Here is a 16,598-nt window from a genome sequence, read left to right as displayed (position 1 = left end):
AAGCGATAGGAGAGCGATCGTGCAGTACGTTGAGAATATTCCAATCTGGGGTGATCCAATTGATGAAGGGGCGTTGAGCCAGATTAAAACCTGTGCGCTTGATGCCGACGCGGTGGCATTGATGGCTGATCATCATAAAGGCTATGCGGTGCCAATTGGCGGCGTAGTGGCCTACCGTGATGCAATTAGCCCTTCGGGCGTTGGCTACGATATTGCCTGCGGCAACAAAGCCGTCTTGCTCGATATGCCCGCCAGCGAAGTTCGCGCCAATATCAAGCAGATTATGGACGACATCTGGCGTTCATTGTCGTTTGGGGTTGGCCTGAACAATCGCCAAAGCGTTGATCATGACTTGTTTGATGACCCAGCGTGGAAAATTCCAGCGGTCAAATCGTTGAAACAAACTGCCCGCAATCAGCTGGGCACGATTGGCTCTGGCAATCATTATGTCGATTTATTCGCCGACGAACTTGATCGGGCTTGGATCGGCGTGCACTTTGGCTCGCGGGGCTTGGGGCATAAAACCGCCACCTACTTTTTAGAGGCTGGCGGAGCCAAAGATGGCATGGACGTTGCGCCCTTGGTTTTGCCAGCAGCCTCGGATTTAGGCGAGCAATATTTAACCTGTATGAATTTGGCTGGGCGCTATGCCTACGCGGGCCGCGATTGGGTTTGTAGCGAGGTGGCGCGTATTTTAGGCGCAAACATCCTTGACGAGATCCATAACCACCATAACTTTGCTTGGCGCGAAACCCATAACGGGGTTGATATGTGGGTGGTACGCAAAGGCGCAACCCCAGCCTTCCCAGGCCAACGCGGCTTTGTTGGCGGCTCCATGGGCGATATTTCGGTCATCTTAGAAGGCATCGATTCGCCAGAATCCAAAACTGCCTTGCATTCAACCGTGCATGGCGCTGGGCGGGTGATGAGCCGCACCGCTGCCCGTGGCAAAGTCAATTGGCGCACTGGCAAAGTGCTCTCGCCTGGCAAAATCTCGCGCGAGATGATGAATACATGGGTGCAGCAAAAAGGCGTTGAATTGCGCGGCGCTGGCACCGACGAATCGCCACATTGCTACAAACGCTTGCCTGATGTGCTCAAGCATCACGCCAATACGGTCAAAATTCTGCACACCTTGCAACCGCTGGGCGTGGCGATGGCTGGCGAAAACGAGTTCGATCCGTATAAGGATTAGAACATAGAACATAGAGCATAGAACATAAAGCCAAGTCAGAAGTCAAAAAACAAAAGGCAGAATTGAGATCAGAATCTTCGTAGCGGCGCAGAGAGAACGAGGCTATAGGCTGTGGGCTTTTGGCTATCGGAGATATTTTCGATCAATTAGCATTCAGAATTTAGCGCAGAGCGTTTTGTAACCACGAAGAGCACGAAGAGAACGAGGCAGTAAGACTATAGGCTATAGGCTATGGGCTATTGGAATGTTTTGTGGTATTCCAATAGCCTATGAAATCATTATCATTTATAAAGTGAGTTATCATTTTAATTTTAATTGATAATAGGCCAACTATAGCTATTCTTTTTTTTATTATATTTCACTTTTTTAAGATACTCTAGATCAGCTTCCCAAATTACTATAGCATTCTCCATATTAGGATGATTTTTACGCATTTTATATAATAATTCTATATGTGCAGTAACTTTCTTAATACCTTCTCCTACAACAGCCCTTTGCAAAGATTCAAGACGTTTTCTTGGTAGTATACCCTTATTCGCAGAATAACCATATTTCTTCTTTAAAACACTTACTTCTGCTAATTTTTCATATATCAATACCTTTTTAGGTATTATCTTCTTTTTTACTATAATTCTATCATTTTGTTCTACCAATTTAGCATTATTAGGACTACTAGTATTTATACCCCATCTGGCCCTAATACGACTTAGTTTATCGATAGAATTTTCATTTCTTTTAATTCTATTAATATTCTCGATAGAAATCCCCTTATTTTCACTCAAGTGAATGTTCTTAGCAGATTCAGCAATCAATAAATCTGTTGTATTTTTATTATCTTGCATTGCTTGCCATATAGCTCTATATGTTGGTCTAACATTCGTACACAATTTTTGAATCGAATTAAATCTTTCTCGTGCCTCTTTTTCACCACATTTATATCGTTGGATATAGTTTTTGATTACTGCTTTTCTGGACATAGATAAATCTCCTGCATTTTGCAATCAAAACAATATATTTTGACTATATCAGAATGAGGGGATTGAAACAAGCATCAATTTTTAACGCAGCGGCGCAGAGCTTTTTTTAACCACGAAGGCCACGAAGGGCACGAAGTAGAGTTATTGGCTGCTGTCGATTGGCTATCGGAGATTTGTTGAATTTCCAACAATTGTTCCGATAGCCTAATGCCAAAAGCCCAGAGCCTCATCCCCCTTCGCGATCTTCGCGATCTTCGCGGTTTCAGGCTTTACGCCCCTCGCAATTTCAGCCTTCGTGTAACTTCGTGCTCTTTGTGGATCAATAATTAACTATCGGCGAGCAGTGCATACAAATCGTCCATGCTGAGCACTTTCACGCCTAAGCTTTGGGCTTTGGTGAGCTTCGAGCCAGCGGCCTCGCCCGCCAGCAAATAATCGGTTTTCTTGCTGACGCTACCGCCAACTTTGCCGCCATGGGCTTCGATCAAGGCTTGGGCTGCTTCGCGGCTGATGCCTGGCAATGTGCCAGTGATCACAAAGCTCTTGCCTACCAAACGATCGCTTTGTGGCTCGGCAACAGCGCCAAGTTGGGCTTGTACGCCCAAGGCCAGCAGTTCGGCAATCAATTGTTGGTTGGCTGGCGTGCTGAAGAAATCCACCACGCTTTGGGCGGTGCTGTCACCAATCCCATCAATCGCGGTCAATTGCTCAATTGTGGCTTGGGCCAAGGCTGGCAGCGAGCGGAAATTGCGCGCCAAATCAACCGCAGCAACGGTACCAACGCCATTGATTCCCAAGGCCGTAATCACCCGATCAAGCGGGCGCTGCTTGGATTCTTCGATCGCATTCAGCAAATTAGCCACGCGCCGATCGCCATAGCCTTCGCGGCCAGCAAAACTCGCAATGTTCAAACGGTAAATATCAGGAATCGATGTGATTAAGCCCATTTCGACAAATTGGCTGGCTTGACGCTCGCCCATGCCCACAATATCCATCGCGCCGCGGCTCACCCAGTGTTCGATTGAGCGAATCAGCCGCGCAGGACAGGCATTGTTGATGCAATAAATATCAACTTCATCGGCAAGTTGCTCGACTGGCTGGCCACAAGTTGGGCAAAACGTTGGCGCTGGCCATGGCTGCTCGTTACCAGTTCGCGCCTCGACAATTGGCCCAATCACATATGGAATCACGTCGCCAGCCCGTTTGACCACGACCCGATCGCCGATGCGAATATCGCGGCTGATGATGTAATCGGCGTTGTGCAGCGAGGCATGTTGCACCGTCGTGCCGCCCAAACTGATTGGCTCAAGCACGGCGTTGGGAATCAGTTTGCCAGTGCGGCCAACATTGATCACAATATTCAGCAGGGTTGTGGTTTCTTCGCGAGCAGGGAATTTGTAGGCAATTGCCCAGCGTGGATCGCGGCCAACCACACCAAGCTCGCGTTGCATAGCAAAATCATCGATTTTGACCACCACGCCATCAACTTCGTAGCTGAGCAATTCGCGGCGGCCCATCCACTCGTGACAATAATCGACCACAGCAGCAAAATCATCAAAAAGCCGCGTATCGGGATTAATGCTAAAGCCATAATGGCGCAAGGTGTTGAGAGTTTCAGCTTGGCTACTGAGGTCTACGCCGCTGAACGGGCCGACGGCGTAGGCAAAAAAGCGCAACGGACGGCTCGCAGTAATCGTCGAATCGAGCTGGCGCAACGATCCGGCGGCAGCATTGCGTGGGTTGGCAAAAACTTTTTCGCCTGCATGGGCTTGGCGTTCATTCAATTGATTAAAAGCTTCGATCGGCAAATAGACCTCGCCGCGCACCTCGATACGGTCGGGCAACGGTTGGCCATCGATTGGTTGCAGCCGCAAGGGCACATCGCGAATTGTGCGCAAATTGGCGGTAATATCTTCGCCAATTTCGCCATTACCACGAGTTGCGCCAACGCTAAACACGCCATTGATATAGGTTAAAGCCACGGCTAAGCCATCAATTTTTGGCTCGACCGTGTAGCTCATAGGCTGCGCACCAATAATTTGCTCGGCACGTCGTCGCCAGGCAGCTAAATCATCGGCATTGAAGGCATTGCCAAGACTCAACATTGGCACAGGGTGTTGCACTTTGGGAAATTTACCTAAGGGAGCGCTGCCAACGCGTTGGGTTGGCGAATCGGGGGTGCGCAATTCGGGATATTCTGCTTCAATTGCCCGCAATTCATTCAATAAACTATCGTATTGGGCATCGCTGACCAACGGCGCGTCAAGCGTATAGTAATGATGATTATAACGATTCAATTCATCGCGCAAGCTTGCGGCGCGGGCAACCGTCTGCTCTGACACGGCCATGCATGCATCCTCCAATTTAATCGAACAGATGTATTATAACGGCTGTCTGTGACAAATGGCGCGACAATGTAGCCAATGTTGAGGTTGCCAAATCTTAACCCATTCCTTAGCTCTTTTCACTTCGGAGTGGCCCGAAATCGGGCACAATAGAGCGGTAGCCAAGCTACAACAAAACGATTTAGGGGGCTTAGGATGCGTTACGTTTCAGCCAACGAAGCTGTTCAAGCGATTAAATCACACGATCGTGTGTTTATTCATAGTGTTGCCGCAGCACCTCAACAATTAATTGCGGCCTTAGTTGCTCGGGCCGATGAATTGCGCGACGTGGAATTAGTGCATATTCATACCGAAGGCCCAGCGCCATATACCGATCCCAAATATCGCGAAAGTTTTCATACGCGGGCCTTGTTTATTGGCTCGAATATTCGCAGCGCCGTGGTAACTGGTGAAGCCGATTATGTGCCGGTCTTTTTGAGCGAAGTGCCTGGTTTATTCCGCCGCGGGATTTTGCCGCTTGATGTGGCATTAATTCAAGTTTCGCCGCCCGATCAGCATGGGTTTTGTTCGCTAGGCGTTTCGGTTGATGTCACGCGGGCTGCGGTCGAAGTGGCCAAATGTGTGATCGCCCAAATCAACCCGCACATGCCCCGCACCCATGGTGATGGCCAAATTCACCTCAATCAAATTCATTTTGCAGTTGAAGTTGATGAGCCAATTTATGAGCATGCGCCAGCCACATTGAGCGACGTAGAACGAGCAATTGGCCGCCATGTTGCTGGCTTGGTCAGTGATGGCGCAACCTTGCAAATGGGCATTGGCGCGATTCCCGATGCAGTGCTAGCAGCATTGACCAACCACAAAAACTTGGGCATTCACACCGAAATGTTTTCCGATGGGATCATCGATTTGGTTGAACGCGGCATCATCAACGGCAAAATGAAGAAAACTCACCCTGGCAAAATCGTTGGCGGGTTTATGATGGGCACGCGCCGTTTGTATGATTTTGTTGATGACAACCCGCAGATTGCCATGCTCGACATCACCTACATCAACGATACTAGCGTTATTCGGCGTAACCCAAACGTTACAGCGATCAACAGCGCGATTGAAGTTGATTTGACTGGCCAAGTGTGTGCCGATTCGATTGGCACCTATCAATATTCAGGGGTTGGCGGCCAAATGGACTTTATGCGCGGCGCTGCGCTCTCAGAGGGCGGCAAACCAATTATTGCCCTGCCTTCTGCCACCCGTCGCGGCCAATCGCGCATTGTGCCAGTGCTGCACGAAGGTGCTAGCGTTGTGACAACTCGCGCTCACGTTCAATATATCGTGACGGAATATGGCGTGGCCTATTTGTATGGCAAAACCTTGCGCGAACGGGCCAAAGCCTTGATTGATATTGCCCACCCCGACCAACGCGAAGCTCTCGAACGTGCCGCCTTCGAACGCTTTCACGGCGAAGCAGCGCTGAAACATTAGTTGAGTTTCGTTCCCTCACCCCAACCCCTCTCCCGTAACGCGGGAGAGGGGCTTTAACGCAGTGGTTCTTGCGTAATGCGTTGGTATAAACCGGTGCTCCCCCTCGCCCGCGTTGAGTGGGAGAGGGGGTTGGGGGTGAGGGACTTTTTCAGAATAAATGACATTTAGCCCGTTGTGCGCAGGCCGCTGGCGATGGCATTGACCGTCAGCAGCAATTGAGTTAATAATTGCTCGCGCTCTGGCACTTGTTCGCTGGGCAAGCTGCGCCATGTGTGCAGCAAATTGATCTGTTGTTGATGTAATTGGCTGAGCCGTGCTTGGCGACCTTGCAACATTCGGTAGATGCGCGGGCGGCGTTCGGCCAAACTGCCGCCAAAAATCAGCTCCAGTTGCTGTTGGGTTTGCTTAAATTCGGCCTCAATTGCAGCCATAATCGGCTCGCGCACCGCCGAATCTTCGACCAACTGACTGTAGGCTTGCATCGTGACCAAATCAGCAGAGAGCATACTGGTGCTGACGTTGGTCAACAAATATTTAAGCGGATACCACTCAAAAGCAGCGGCTTTCAGTTGATCAAATTGGTCGGGATGCTGCTCGGCGAGCCATGCCAAGCCACTGCCAACGCCATACCAACCAGAGAGGAAAAAGCGCGCTTGGCTCCAGCTAAACACCCATGGAATCGCCCGCAAATCGCCAAGCGTGCGCTGGCCAGTGCGGCGGGCTGGGCGCGAGCCAATTTTGCCTTGCTCAATCACATCGATGGGCGTGGCTTGGCCAAAAAACTGAATAAAGCCCGGGGTTTGGATCAGGCTTTCGTAGCGTTGGCGGCTGTACGCGGTCAAGGCATCCATTGTTGGCGCAAGGCTATGTGGGGTTTGATCGCGCTGCGAGCCAAGCAACGTGGCTTCGGTTACACCAGCGACCATTAATTCTAAATTATAGACCGCCGTGATCTGGTTGGCATATTTTTGGGCGATGGTTTCGCCTTGCTCGGTCATGCGCAAATCGCCTGCCAATGCTGCTGCTGGCAAGGCATTCAAAAAGCGGTGGGTTGGGCCAGCACCACGGCTAATCGTGCCGCCACGACCGTGGAAGAAGCGCACCCGCACATTGTGTTTGGCTCCAACCGCTGCTAGTGTGCCTTGCGCTCGATACAAGCTCCAAAGGCTGGCCAAAATTCCGCCATCTTTGTTGCTATCGCTATAGCCAACCATCACTTGCTGCACGCTGGTTTGGCGCAACGCACGGCTGGCTTGGCTGACGGGATGGGCCAAAAAGGCATCGAGAATATCGGGGCTTATTTCCAAATCTTCGATCGTTTCGAACAATGGCACGACGGGCAGCACACAGGCCAAGCCAGCCTCGGTTACTTGCAACAAGCCAGCCTCGCGGGCCAACAAATAAACCGCTAGCAAATCCGATAGGCTACGGGTCATGCTGATAATGAGCGAACCAAGGCCAGCAGTGCCATGCTGAGCAATTTCATCGGCCAATACGCGGTAGCAATCGCGCACAGCACTCGCTTCATTGCCCAACTCAAGGTTTGGGTGGGCAAAAGGACGAGCACTTTGCAACTCGCGATTAAGCAATTCGAGCCGTTGTGCTTCCGGCCAACGGCTAAAGTGATAATCGCTGAATCCGGCGGCTTGGATCAATTGCTCAATTGCCAAATCGTGGAATTTGCTGTTTTGGCGAATATCGAGCACCGCGCTGTGAAAGCCCAAGCTTTGCACGCTGCGAATGACTGACTGAAGATCGTTAAGTGCCAGCCGTTGGGCACCAACAGCATTCAGTTGCTCGGCCAAAAATTGCAAATCGGCCACAATTTCGCTGCTACTGCGATACTGCCAAGGTTGGCGTGGCTGGCCTGCTTCAGGCAAGCGGGCAATGATCAGGTTGAGCCATTGTCGCCATGGCTCCTCGGGATTGCGCGCCAAAGCGATTTGACCACGCTGACCAAGCGCGGCGGCAGTGCTATCGAGGGCAGCAAGCAAGGCATCGGGTGGTGATTGCAGGCGATCGGATAAGCTTAATTTGATCACTAATTGAACTAATTGCTCGTGCAGCACGTCGAGCGCATTGCGGCGTAATTCTTGTAAGGCAAAGCGCGTAACCGCCGCCGTAACCAAGGGATGACCATCGCGATCGCCGCCAACCCACGTGCCAAACTGCACATGCGGCAATTGCGCGGTTTGGGCCAAGAGACTTGATTCAAAGCCTTGCAGCTGCCAAGCCTGTTGCAAACGCAGATCGAGCGTGGCAAGGCTGGCAGGAAAAACATGGCGCAAATAGTGAATAATATTGCGCAATTCATCGGCAACATCGGGCTTGGCCAGGAAAATTTCGCCAGTGCGCCAAAGCCGCTCAAGCTCAACTTTGATCTCGTTGCGTAGAGCTTGCTGCTCAAGCGGAGTCCACATTGGATTTTCGCGTTTGACCAACAGCAAATATAAGCGCCGATAATGCTCAAGCATGGTTGCCCGTTTGGCCTCGGTTGGATGCGCGGTCAGGACTGGCTCAACCTGAATTTGGCCTAGCGCGGCGGCAATCTGCTCGGCGCTAAAGCCTGCTTGACTCAGGCTTTGCAGGGTATTGCCCCACAAGCCAACTTCAGCATTCAAGCCCTCTGCTGATTCACGCAGGCGGCGGTGTTGAGCAGCGGCATTTTCCTCAACCATATTCAGCAATTGAAAGCTGAGCGAGGCCGCTTGAATCGCCCGTTCTGGGGTAATTGGGGCATTGGTTGGGGTTGTGGTGGGCAACCCAAGATAGCCAGCGAGATCAGCCTCGCCTAATTCGTGCAAAACTTCAGCGAAACAGGTTAACAAAAATTCAGCGTCATGGTCAGCTTTGATCAAATCGGCAAAATCGTAGCTTGGCAAATTGGCCATGGCAAATACCTCGAACTACAGGAATCTTCACTCTCGTGGTGCAACGCTGCGCGCCAAGTATAGCAAAAATCGCTCGCTTGGCTAGCCTAAAAGAACTATACCTGATACTGCAAAGTACTTTGCAATACGAGGTATAATACACATCAGCAAATCATCGCTTAGCTGGAGGTTATATGGCAAAAGCAATTCAAGAGCGCAACGTACACTACTCAGAATATTCAGCCGCCGAAGAATTGGCCAACGCGATTACCCATGGGATTGGGGTCGCCTTGAGCGTGGCAGGCTTAGTGATTTTATTGGTGATGGCGATTAATACTGGCGATCCATGGCGCATCGCCAGCTTCACGGTCTATGGGCTGAGCTTGATTTGTATGTATCTGGCCTCGACGCTGTATCATAGCATTCGCAACCCACGCGCTAAATATTTGCTCAAAATTTTCGACCACTGTGCAATTTATTTATTGATTGCAGGCACCTACACCCCAATTTTGTTGGTGAGCTTGCAAACCAGCCTAGCTTGGACGTTATTTGGCCTAATTTGGGGCTGTGCGTTTGCCGGAATCTGCTTCAAATTATTTTTCATTAAGCGCTTTGAACTGCTTTCAACCTTAATGTATGTAGGCATGGGCTGGCTTTCGGTGATGGCGTGGGATGATATGGTGGCGAGTTTGCCAGGCGGGGCTTTTGCCTTGTTGGTGGCTGGCGGCCTGACCTACACCGCTGGCGTAATTTTCTATCGCTGGGAAAAATTGCCCTACAACCACGCCATTTGGCATGGTTTTGTGATGGGCGGCAGCGTTTGCCATTTCTTGGTTATGGCACTCTATCTCGGCTAAATATACTGGTTCATAGCATTAACAACGTTCTTTCCTTACCATCCAAGGGTTGTTTATTCACCATCATTTCTGTCACCACCCTTCCGTCCCGCCAGCGAGAGACGCAGGGGGCTTTAATCCCCCTGCACCCCCTCAAATACGATCAGCGACCAAACCACATTCCTTGATAAGCCTGTGAATTCGTGCTCTTGAGCAGAAACTGAGCATTGGTTTGAGGTTGGATGAGGAAATGCTCCGCTTGTGCATCCAATGAACCAGTACAACTAAAAAGTAGCGCAAGCTCAATCGAATGGCTCAGCCAGCATGGATATGCAAGGCTGAGTTATTTTTTTGCGCGGCTTTTGACCAATTTGCAGTATTATTGCGACTAGCAATCTTTTGGTGTGGGGGATTAAGCCATGTTGCGACGTTTTCGGCGGCGACGCTTGGCCTTGTGGGCAGTGATTGGCGCGGTTTTTGGCTTGATTTGGCTGCTGCGTATGCCATTGCATCAACTGCCACTTGAGCGCGACGAAGCTGCTTATGCCGTCATTGCCCGCGATTGGGCCGATGGGGCGATTCCCTACCGCGACCGTTTTGATCATAAACCGCCGTTTATCTATGCTGCTTATGCACCGCCAATATTGGTTGGTGCTGAGCCAGTGCAGGCGATTCGGGTTTGGGCAACGCTCTGGCTACTGGTCACAACCTTGGTGATGTGGCGGGCTGGGCGGCGCTTGTGGCGCTCTGAGGTTGCAGGTGTATTGACGGCAATCTTGGTGGCAAGCTGGAATAGCGCTGTGTTTCTGCAAGGCGTGACCTTCAACAGCGAAGCAATTATGCTTTTGCCCAGTGGCTTGGCCTTGCTCTTTGGCCTCAAAGCACTTGATAGCGGGCAAAAAGCTTGGTGGATGCTGGCGGGAATCGCGGCGGCGGTCGCGATTTTAGCCAAACCAGTTGGCGTATTAATCGTGCCAGCCCTGTTTGTCACCACCCTGGCGATTAAAGGCGATGTCAACGAACGGATTGGGCGAGCAATTCTGATTGTTGATGGCTTGGCACTGGTATTAATTCCAACCGTGCTTTATTTTGCAATCGCTGGCGGCTGGAGCGATTTTGTTGAAGCAAATTGGACGTATAACACGACCTATTTGCAGCAAACCAATGCCACGCTCGGTCAACTTTGGCCAATTTGGCGCTCGTTGCTGCTCTTAGTGGTGGCGGGCATTATTGGCGCAACCTTGGCATGGCGACGGCGGCGCTACTGGCCAAGTTTGATCTTCGCTGGCTTATGGAGCCTTGGCTTGATCGCCAGCGCGTTTGTCAGTTTACGGGCCTATCCGCATTATTATCAGGCGCTGGTGCCAGCCTTGGCGGTGTTTGCTGGGGGTTTGGCCAAAGTACGGTTTGGCTTTTTACAACAATACAAAGATTTTTCGATTGTTTTGATTGCGGTTTTGCTGGCAATTCTACCCTTGAGCAGCCTCTGGCCGTTGTATAATAAGACTCCCGAAGCCCAAATTGAACAACTGTATGGCGTTGATGGCCGCGAATTCTTTGCCCTCGCGCCCAAAGTGGTCGAATGGATCGATAGCAATGTGGGCAAGCAAACCAGCGTCTGGGTTTGGGCCGCCGAGCCAGAAATTTACCTGTATGGCAACTATGCTGTTCCAAGCCGTTTTCCCTACGATTATCCCTTAGCGATTTTACCCAATGCGCTCGACGAGACGTTGCAACAGTTACGCAGCAAACCGCCAAAAGTCATTGTGACCTATGGCGCGGTGCGCCCGATGGGCTTTGATGCCATGCTGCAAGTTGCGCCCTATCGAATGCGCGTGCATTTGGGTGGTTATGATATTTGGGTGCGTTAGCCGTGTGAGGTTCGCATGAGTTTTTGGCTAATTTGGGGGTTGGGTTTGGCGATCGTGATGGTTCCGCTGACGCTGGCGTGGTTGTGGAGTGTCAAAATTACCAATGCCAGCATTGTGGATATTTGCTGGGGTATGTGTTTTGTGGCCTTAACTTGGTGGTATTTTAGCCAAGCCCAAGGCGATGGCCAACGCAAACTGATTATCAGCAGCTTGGTGACGATTTGGGGTTTACGCCTAACGCTCTATATTGGCTGGCGTAATTGGGGCAAGCCCGAAGATTTTCGCTATGTTGAGTTTCGACGGCGCTACGGAGCTGAGCGCTATTGGTGGTTTAGCTTTTTCCAAGTATTTTTATTGCAAGGCATCTTGGCATTGATCATCTCAGTAACCTTGCTTGGTGCCCAAACTGGGGTTAAAAGCTGGAACTGGATCGATTATTTGGCGATTGCGGTTTGGCTGATTGGCTTTAGTTTTGAGGCCTTTGGTGATTGGCAACTAAGCCGCTTCAAGGCCAATCCGGCCAATAAAGGCCAGGTGCTGCGCTCAGGCTTATGGCGCTTCACCCGTCACCCCAATTATTTTGGCGATTCGGCAGTCTGGTGGGGCTATGCGCTCTTTTCAATTGCCGCTGGCAGTTATTGGCAAATTATCGGCGCATTGCTCATGACCTTGCTGATTATTCGGGTTTCAGGCGTGATGCTCTTAGAACGTACCTTGGTCAAAACCAAACCCCAATACGCAGATTACATTGCCAAAACCAGCGCTTTCTTGCCATGGTTTCCCAAAAGCTAAGCAATCAGAACATTTTGATCCACGAAGAGCACGAAGGCTGATGTGGCTATAGGCTATGTGTACTGGTTCATTGGATTGGCAACCATGTTCCCTCACCCCCCAACCCCCTCTCCCACGAAAACGCGGGCGAGGGGGAGCATCCGTGGTGCACCAAGGAATTGGGAGCGAACCACGCTGTTAAAGCCCCTCGCCCGCGCCACGGGAGAGGGGTTGGGGTGAGGGGATCTTAACAACCTACCCGTGTAAGAATCCCCGATCCTCAATACTTATGCTCTATGTTCTATGCTCTCTGTTCTTTTTGATTTTTGCCTTTTGCCTTCTGCTTTTCATCCCTCATCGTTTATTTTCGCCACAGATTGCCCAGATGTATTTGATTATTATTCCCAATAGCCTATAACCTGATCTTTTTGACTTCTGACTTTTGATTTGTTCTATGCTCTCTGTTCTATGCTCTCTGTTCTTTTTCGATAACAAGACCCAAAGTGCCCGTGGTACAATTCAATTCGCGTCCTGCGGGCGTGTTTTGGCTCAACTGAGGTTGGAAATGAACGAGATAGAAACCCTAGACTTCGAAATTCGCGCTTTGATGAAAGCAGGTGTGCGCTCGATCGACCCTGCTGACGATAGTTTATTTAATGACTTAGCCTTGCGGACGTTTCGCTACCAATGGCAACACAACCTTGTGTATCAACGCTATTGTGAGCGGCGCATGCTCAGCCCTGAGCGAGTTATGCATTGGTCGGAGATTCCGGCAGTGCCCACCACCGCCTTCAAGCACTTGCCTCTCACCACCTTCCCGCCCGACGAGGCCCAAGTAATTTACCGCACCAGCGGCACAACTCAAGGCAGCGAACAACGCGGCTCGCACTACATCCGCGATCGCTCGTTGTATGAAGCATCGCTACGGCCAAATTTAGCCTATCACCTGTTTCCCGATGCCAAACGCATGCCAATTTATGTGCTGTTTTGGCAGGCGCATGAACTGCCGCAATCGTCGTTGGCGCATATGCTTGGCGATGCAATTGAGCAGCATGGCAGCAGCGAAAGCCGCTATGTGTTTAGCGCCGAGGGCCTTGATTCAGCAACTTTAGCCGCAGCGCTTGATACTGCGGTTGCAAACAATCAGCCCATTTGCTTGATGGGCGTGATGTATACCTTCGTCTATTTTCTCGATTGGTGCGCCGAGCATGGCAAGCGTTGGCAATTGCCCAAGGGCAGCCGTTTGATGGATACTGGCGGCTCGAAAGGCAAAGTACGCGAAATTGCCCGCAACGATTTATATGCCCTCTACAGCGACGTTTTGGGCATTCCATCGACCATGTGTGTCAACGAATATGGCATGACCGAGTTGGGCAGCCAATTCTACGATAGCTCGTTGCACTCGGCCTATCTGCGCGAATGGCAACCACGGCATAAAGTCGTTGTGCCATGGGTGCGTACCCAAGTTGTCGACTCAACCACCTTTGCACCGTTGCCTGCTGGCGAAACCGGCCTGTTGCGCCACCTCGATTTGGCCAATCTCTATTCGGTGCTTGCCTTGCAAACCGAAGATTTAGGCGTGGTCGTGGCCGATGGCTTCGAGGTGCTTGGTCGGGCCAGCGGAGCCGAACTTCGTGGTTGTTCGCTGGCAGTTGAAGATGTCCTAGCTGCTCGCCGCAATGGCAATGGCTAAATAGTTATAGGAGCCGCTAGCCGCTCGCATGGCTAGAAACTCGCCTATGAAACGCTCTCCACTTTTGACCATCTTTTTGATCGCTTTTGTTGGCACAATGAGCTATGGGGTCGTGATTCCGATTACGCCGTTTTATGCTCAAGAATTTGGAGCTTCTGAATTTCAAGTTGGCTTGATCGTCGGCTGTTATGCCTTGATGCAATTTATCTTCGCCCCAATCCTTGGCCAATTATCCGACCGCTTTGGCCGTCGCCCGCTGCTCATCTTGAGCCTAATTGGCACGGTGTGTAGTTTGCTGCTGTTTGGCTTCGCCAATAGTCTGATTTGGCTATTCGTTGGGCGGATGTTCGATGGTGCAACTGGCGGCAATATTTCGATTGCCCAAGCCTATGTGAGCGACGTAACCACCGACAAAGATCGCGCGCGCGGAATGGGCATGGTTGGCGCGGCGCTTGGCTTGGGCTTTATCGCTGGGCCAGCAATTGGCGCATTGCTCAGCCGCGATGGCAATTATCAGTTGCCAATTTTTGTGGCTGCTGGCATTGCCATGTTGAGCTTAATTTTGACCTTTTTCGTGCTGCCAGAGCCAGAACGCCATGCACCCCAACAAGGCCGTACCTTCAACTTAATGACGTTGTTCGCAGCAGTTCGCAAGCCTAACGTTGGTCGCTTGCTCAGCATTACCTTATTGATCAACTTGGCATTTGTGGCTTTCGAAACAACCTTTGCCTTGTTTGCAGCGCGTCGCTTGGAGTTTGGCTCGCATCAGACTGGCTATACCTTGGCGGGAGTTGGAGTGGTTGTGGCAATCGTCCAAGGCGGTTTAATTCGCCGTTTGGCAGCCCGCTTTGGCGAAGCAAGCTTGATTGTGGCTGGCTCGTTGTTGCTTGCACTCTCGTTGGCAGGCTTGGGCTTTATTCAAAATGTGTGGCATTTGGTGGCAATTTGTATTGTGCTGGCAATTGGTGAAGGCTTGCTCACGCCATCGCTTTCATCATTGGTCAGTCGCAATTCGCCAGCTCAGGAGCGCGGCGAAAATATGGGCCTCTATCAATCGATGAGCAGCTTGGCGCGGATTTTTGCTCCACTCTATGCTACGTGGATGCTCTCGAATGTTGGTGAAGCCTCGCCATATTTGATGGGCAGCGTTTTGGTGGTAGCAGGGGCGTTAATTGCGGTTGGCTTGCCCAGCGCCGAGCCACAAGCCCAACCAGCGCACTAGGCATAAATCGATGAATCAACATCAAGCACAAGGTCTTCGTTATTAAGGGCTAAGTTAGCCTCAAGTTGGTTCAACATGCGACGCTCATACACAACCCAACGATTCTTCCCAGTTTCTTTGGCTTCGTAGAGCGCTAAATCGGCAGCAGTCAGCAATTGGGTTTCGTTAAAACCATGCCAACCACAGACCGCAATCCCAATGCTGACTGTATGCTGAATAGCTTGCTCGCACCAGACGGTTGGTTGGTTTTGAATGGCTTGGCGCAAGCGTTCGGCCAAGAAGCTCGCCTGTTGCACCGTTGCTGCATCAACAATCAGCAAAAATTCTTCGCCGCCCCAACGCCCAATCAGATCGTTGATCCGCACTTGTTCGCTCAGCACCAAGCCAATATGGCGTAATACACTATCGCCAGCTTGGTGGCCATAGCGATCATTAATTTGCTTGAAACTATCAATATCCAGCATGATTATTGCAAAGCCCTGCTGGTTGCGCCGCCATTTGGCCATTGCTTGCTCTAAATAGTCGTTAATTGCGCGCCGATTGGCGAGGCCTGTCAACGCATCGATGCTTGCTAAAGCAGATAAATCGCATTGCAAGCGCTGGGTAATCATCACCCCAAACCCACCAGTCCATAGCAACGAAAGCAGCAAAATCAACACACTATAGCCAAGTTGCAAGCTGGCAACGCTCGGCCACACTTGGCGATACCAAACGTAGCTCAGCCCAGCAACGACCATCGCAATCTTCAACCCCAAGGCAATTGCCAACAATCTGCTGGCGCTTTGATAGGGAATGGTGCGCTGAAACAAGACCCGAATTGCGGTATAGGCCATGCCCAAGCTGCCAATCAGCATCGCCAAACTAAGAATCAGGCTTGGCGCAGCCCAACGCCACGCACTCACACTCAGCAAACTAGCCACGATTAGCCAGCTAAAACCATAAATGCGCGCTGAGTTCTTGGCCCCGATAAAGCGCAAAATCCCACTACTTAACCCAAACAAGCCACTGAGCAGCACAATATAGCTAGCAGTAGTTGCAATTAATGAGCTTGAAGGCAGCAGGGCTTGAATCAAAAAGCCCATACCCAAGCCAATTGTGCCCAGCAAAAAGCAGCGTATCCCTTGATAGCGCCGGACAAACACCAAAAAAGCCCCAATCACACACGCTTGGAGCAATAAACCAATTCCGACAATCAAGCTAACCATTGGCTGATCAAGCGCCATGCTTCCTACCTCCGTAGGGTGGGTAGTTGAGTAGTCAAAAGCTAAGGAATGAGAAAGCAACGTCACATTGCATTATGTTTAGTTAATTCGAGGTTACTTTAGGCTACTCCTAC

At 50.8% G+C, this 16,598-nt stretch carries 11 protein-coding genes; 7 read left to right on the top strand and 4 right to left on the bottom strand.

Going from position 1 to position 16,598, the window contains the following annotated elements:
- The first annotated feature begins 19 nt into the window (after positions 1-19).
- Complete coding sequence (locus tag JOD20_RS07060; protein WP_204754591.1) at positions 20-1,195, top strand: RtcB family protein; 1,176 nt, start codon at positions 20-22, stop codon at positions 1,193-1,195.
- Positions 1,196-1,506: 311 nt separating this feature from the next.
- On the opposite strand, the gene JOD20_RS07055 is transcribed toward JOD20_RS07060, so the two are convergent.
- Together JOD20_RS07055 and ligA are read right to left on the bottom strand one after the other, a co-directional pair.
- Positions 1,507-2,172 (bottom strand): hypothetical protein, encoded by a 666-nt coding sequence (locus tag JOD20_RS07055; protein ID WP_204754590.1) that lies wholly within the window; start codon positions 2,170-2,172, stop codon positions 1,507-1,509.
- 326 nt (positions 2,173-2,498) lie between these two features.
- A complete protein-coding gene (gene ligA, locus JOD20_RS07050) occupies positions 2,499-4,514 on the bottom strand; it encodes an NAD-dependent DNA ligase LigA (protein ID WP_420828944.1) in 2,016 nt (671 codons plus the stop codon).
- Between the two features lie 198 nt (positions 4,515-4,712).
- Between ligA and JOD20_RS07045 the strand changes: the two genes are divergently transcribed.
- On the top strand, positions 4,713-5,999 hold the full coding sequence (locus JOD20_RS07045) for an acetyl-CoA hydrolase/transferase family protein (RefSeq protein ID WP_204754588.1): 1,287 nt from the start codon (positions 4,713-4,715) through the stop codon (positions 5,997-5,999).
- A 164-nt stretch (positions 6,000-6,163) separates the two neighbouring features.
- Here JOD20_RS07045 and JOD20_RS07040 read toward each other — a convergent pair whose 3' ends face one another.
- On the bottom strand, positions 6,164-8,890 hold the full coding sequence (locus tag JOD20_RS07040; protein ID WP_204754587.1) for a phosphoenolpyruvate carboxylase: 2,727 nt from the start codon (positions 8,888-8,890) through the stop codon (positions 6,164-6,166).
- Positions 8,891-9,063: 173 nt separating this feature from the next.
- On the opposite strand from JOD20_RS07040, the gene trhA reads away from it, so the two are divergent.
- The 5 genes from trhA (at position 9,064) to JOD20_RS07015 (ending at position 15,262) form a co-directional block, all read left to right on the top strand.
- Positions 9,064-9,726, top strand: coding sequence for a PAQR family membrane homeostasis protein TrhA (gene trhA / locus JOD20_RS07035; RefSeq protein ID WP_204754586.1), 663 nt, complete (start codon positions 9,064-9,066; stop codon positions 9,724-9,726).
- A gap of 398 nt (positions 9,727-10,124) precedes the next feature.
- Positions 10,125-11,576, top strand: a complete 1,452-nt coding sequence (locus tag JOD20_RS07030; protein ID WP_204754585.1) for an ArnT family glycosyltransferase — start codon at positions 10,125-10,127, stop codon at positions 11,574-11,576.
- 15 nt (positions 11,577-11,591) lie between these two features.
- Positions 11,592-12,368, top strand: coding sequence for a DUF1295 domain-containing protein (locus JOD20_RS07025; RefSeq protein ID WP_204754584.1), 777 nt, complete (start codon positions 11,592-11,594; stop codon positions 12,366-12,368).
- Positions 12,369-12,912: 544 nt separating this feature from the next.
- Positions 12,913-14,040 (top strand): LuxE/PaaK family acyltransferase, encoded by a 1,128-nt coding sequence (locus tag JOD20_RS07020; protein ID WP_204754583.1) that lies wholly within the window; start codon positions 12,913-12,915, stop codon positions 14,038-14,040.
- Between the two features lie 46 nt (positions 14,041-14,086).
- On the top strand, positions 14,087-15,262 hold the full coding sequence (locus tag JOD20_RS07015) for an MFS transporter (protein WP_204754582.1): 1,176 nt from the start codon (positions 14,087-14,089) through the stop codon (positions 15,260-15,262).
- Here the strand turns inward: JOD20_RS07015 and JOD20_RS07010 are convergent.
- Entirely contained in the window at positions 15,259-16,485 is a 1,227-nt protein-coding gene (locus tag JOD20_RS07010) for a GGDEF domain-containing protein (protein ID WP_204754581.1), read from the bottom strand. The genes JOD20_RS07015 and JOD20_RS07010 overlap by 4 nt on opposite strands.
- Positions 16,486-16,598 lie beyond the last annotated feature (113 nt).

The sequence above is a fragment of the Herpetosiphon giganteus genome (assembly GCF_016907925.1).
GTDB lineage: Bacteria > Chloroflexota > Chloroflexia > Chloroflexales > Herpetosiphonaceae > Herpetosiphon > Herpetosiphon giganteus.
Note: the sequence above shows the minus strand (reverse complement) of the source record. Positions and strands in the feature narration are given on the sequence as shown.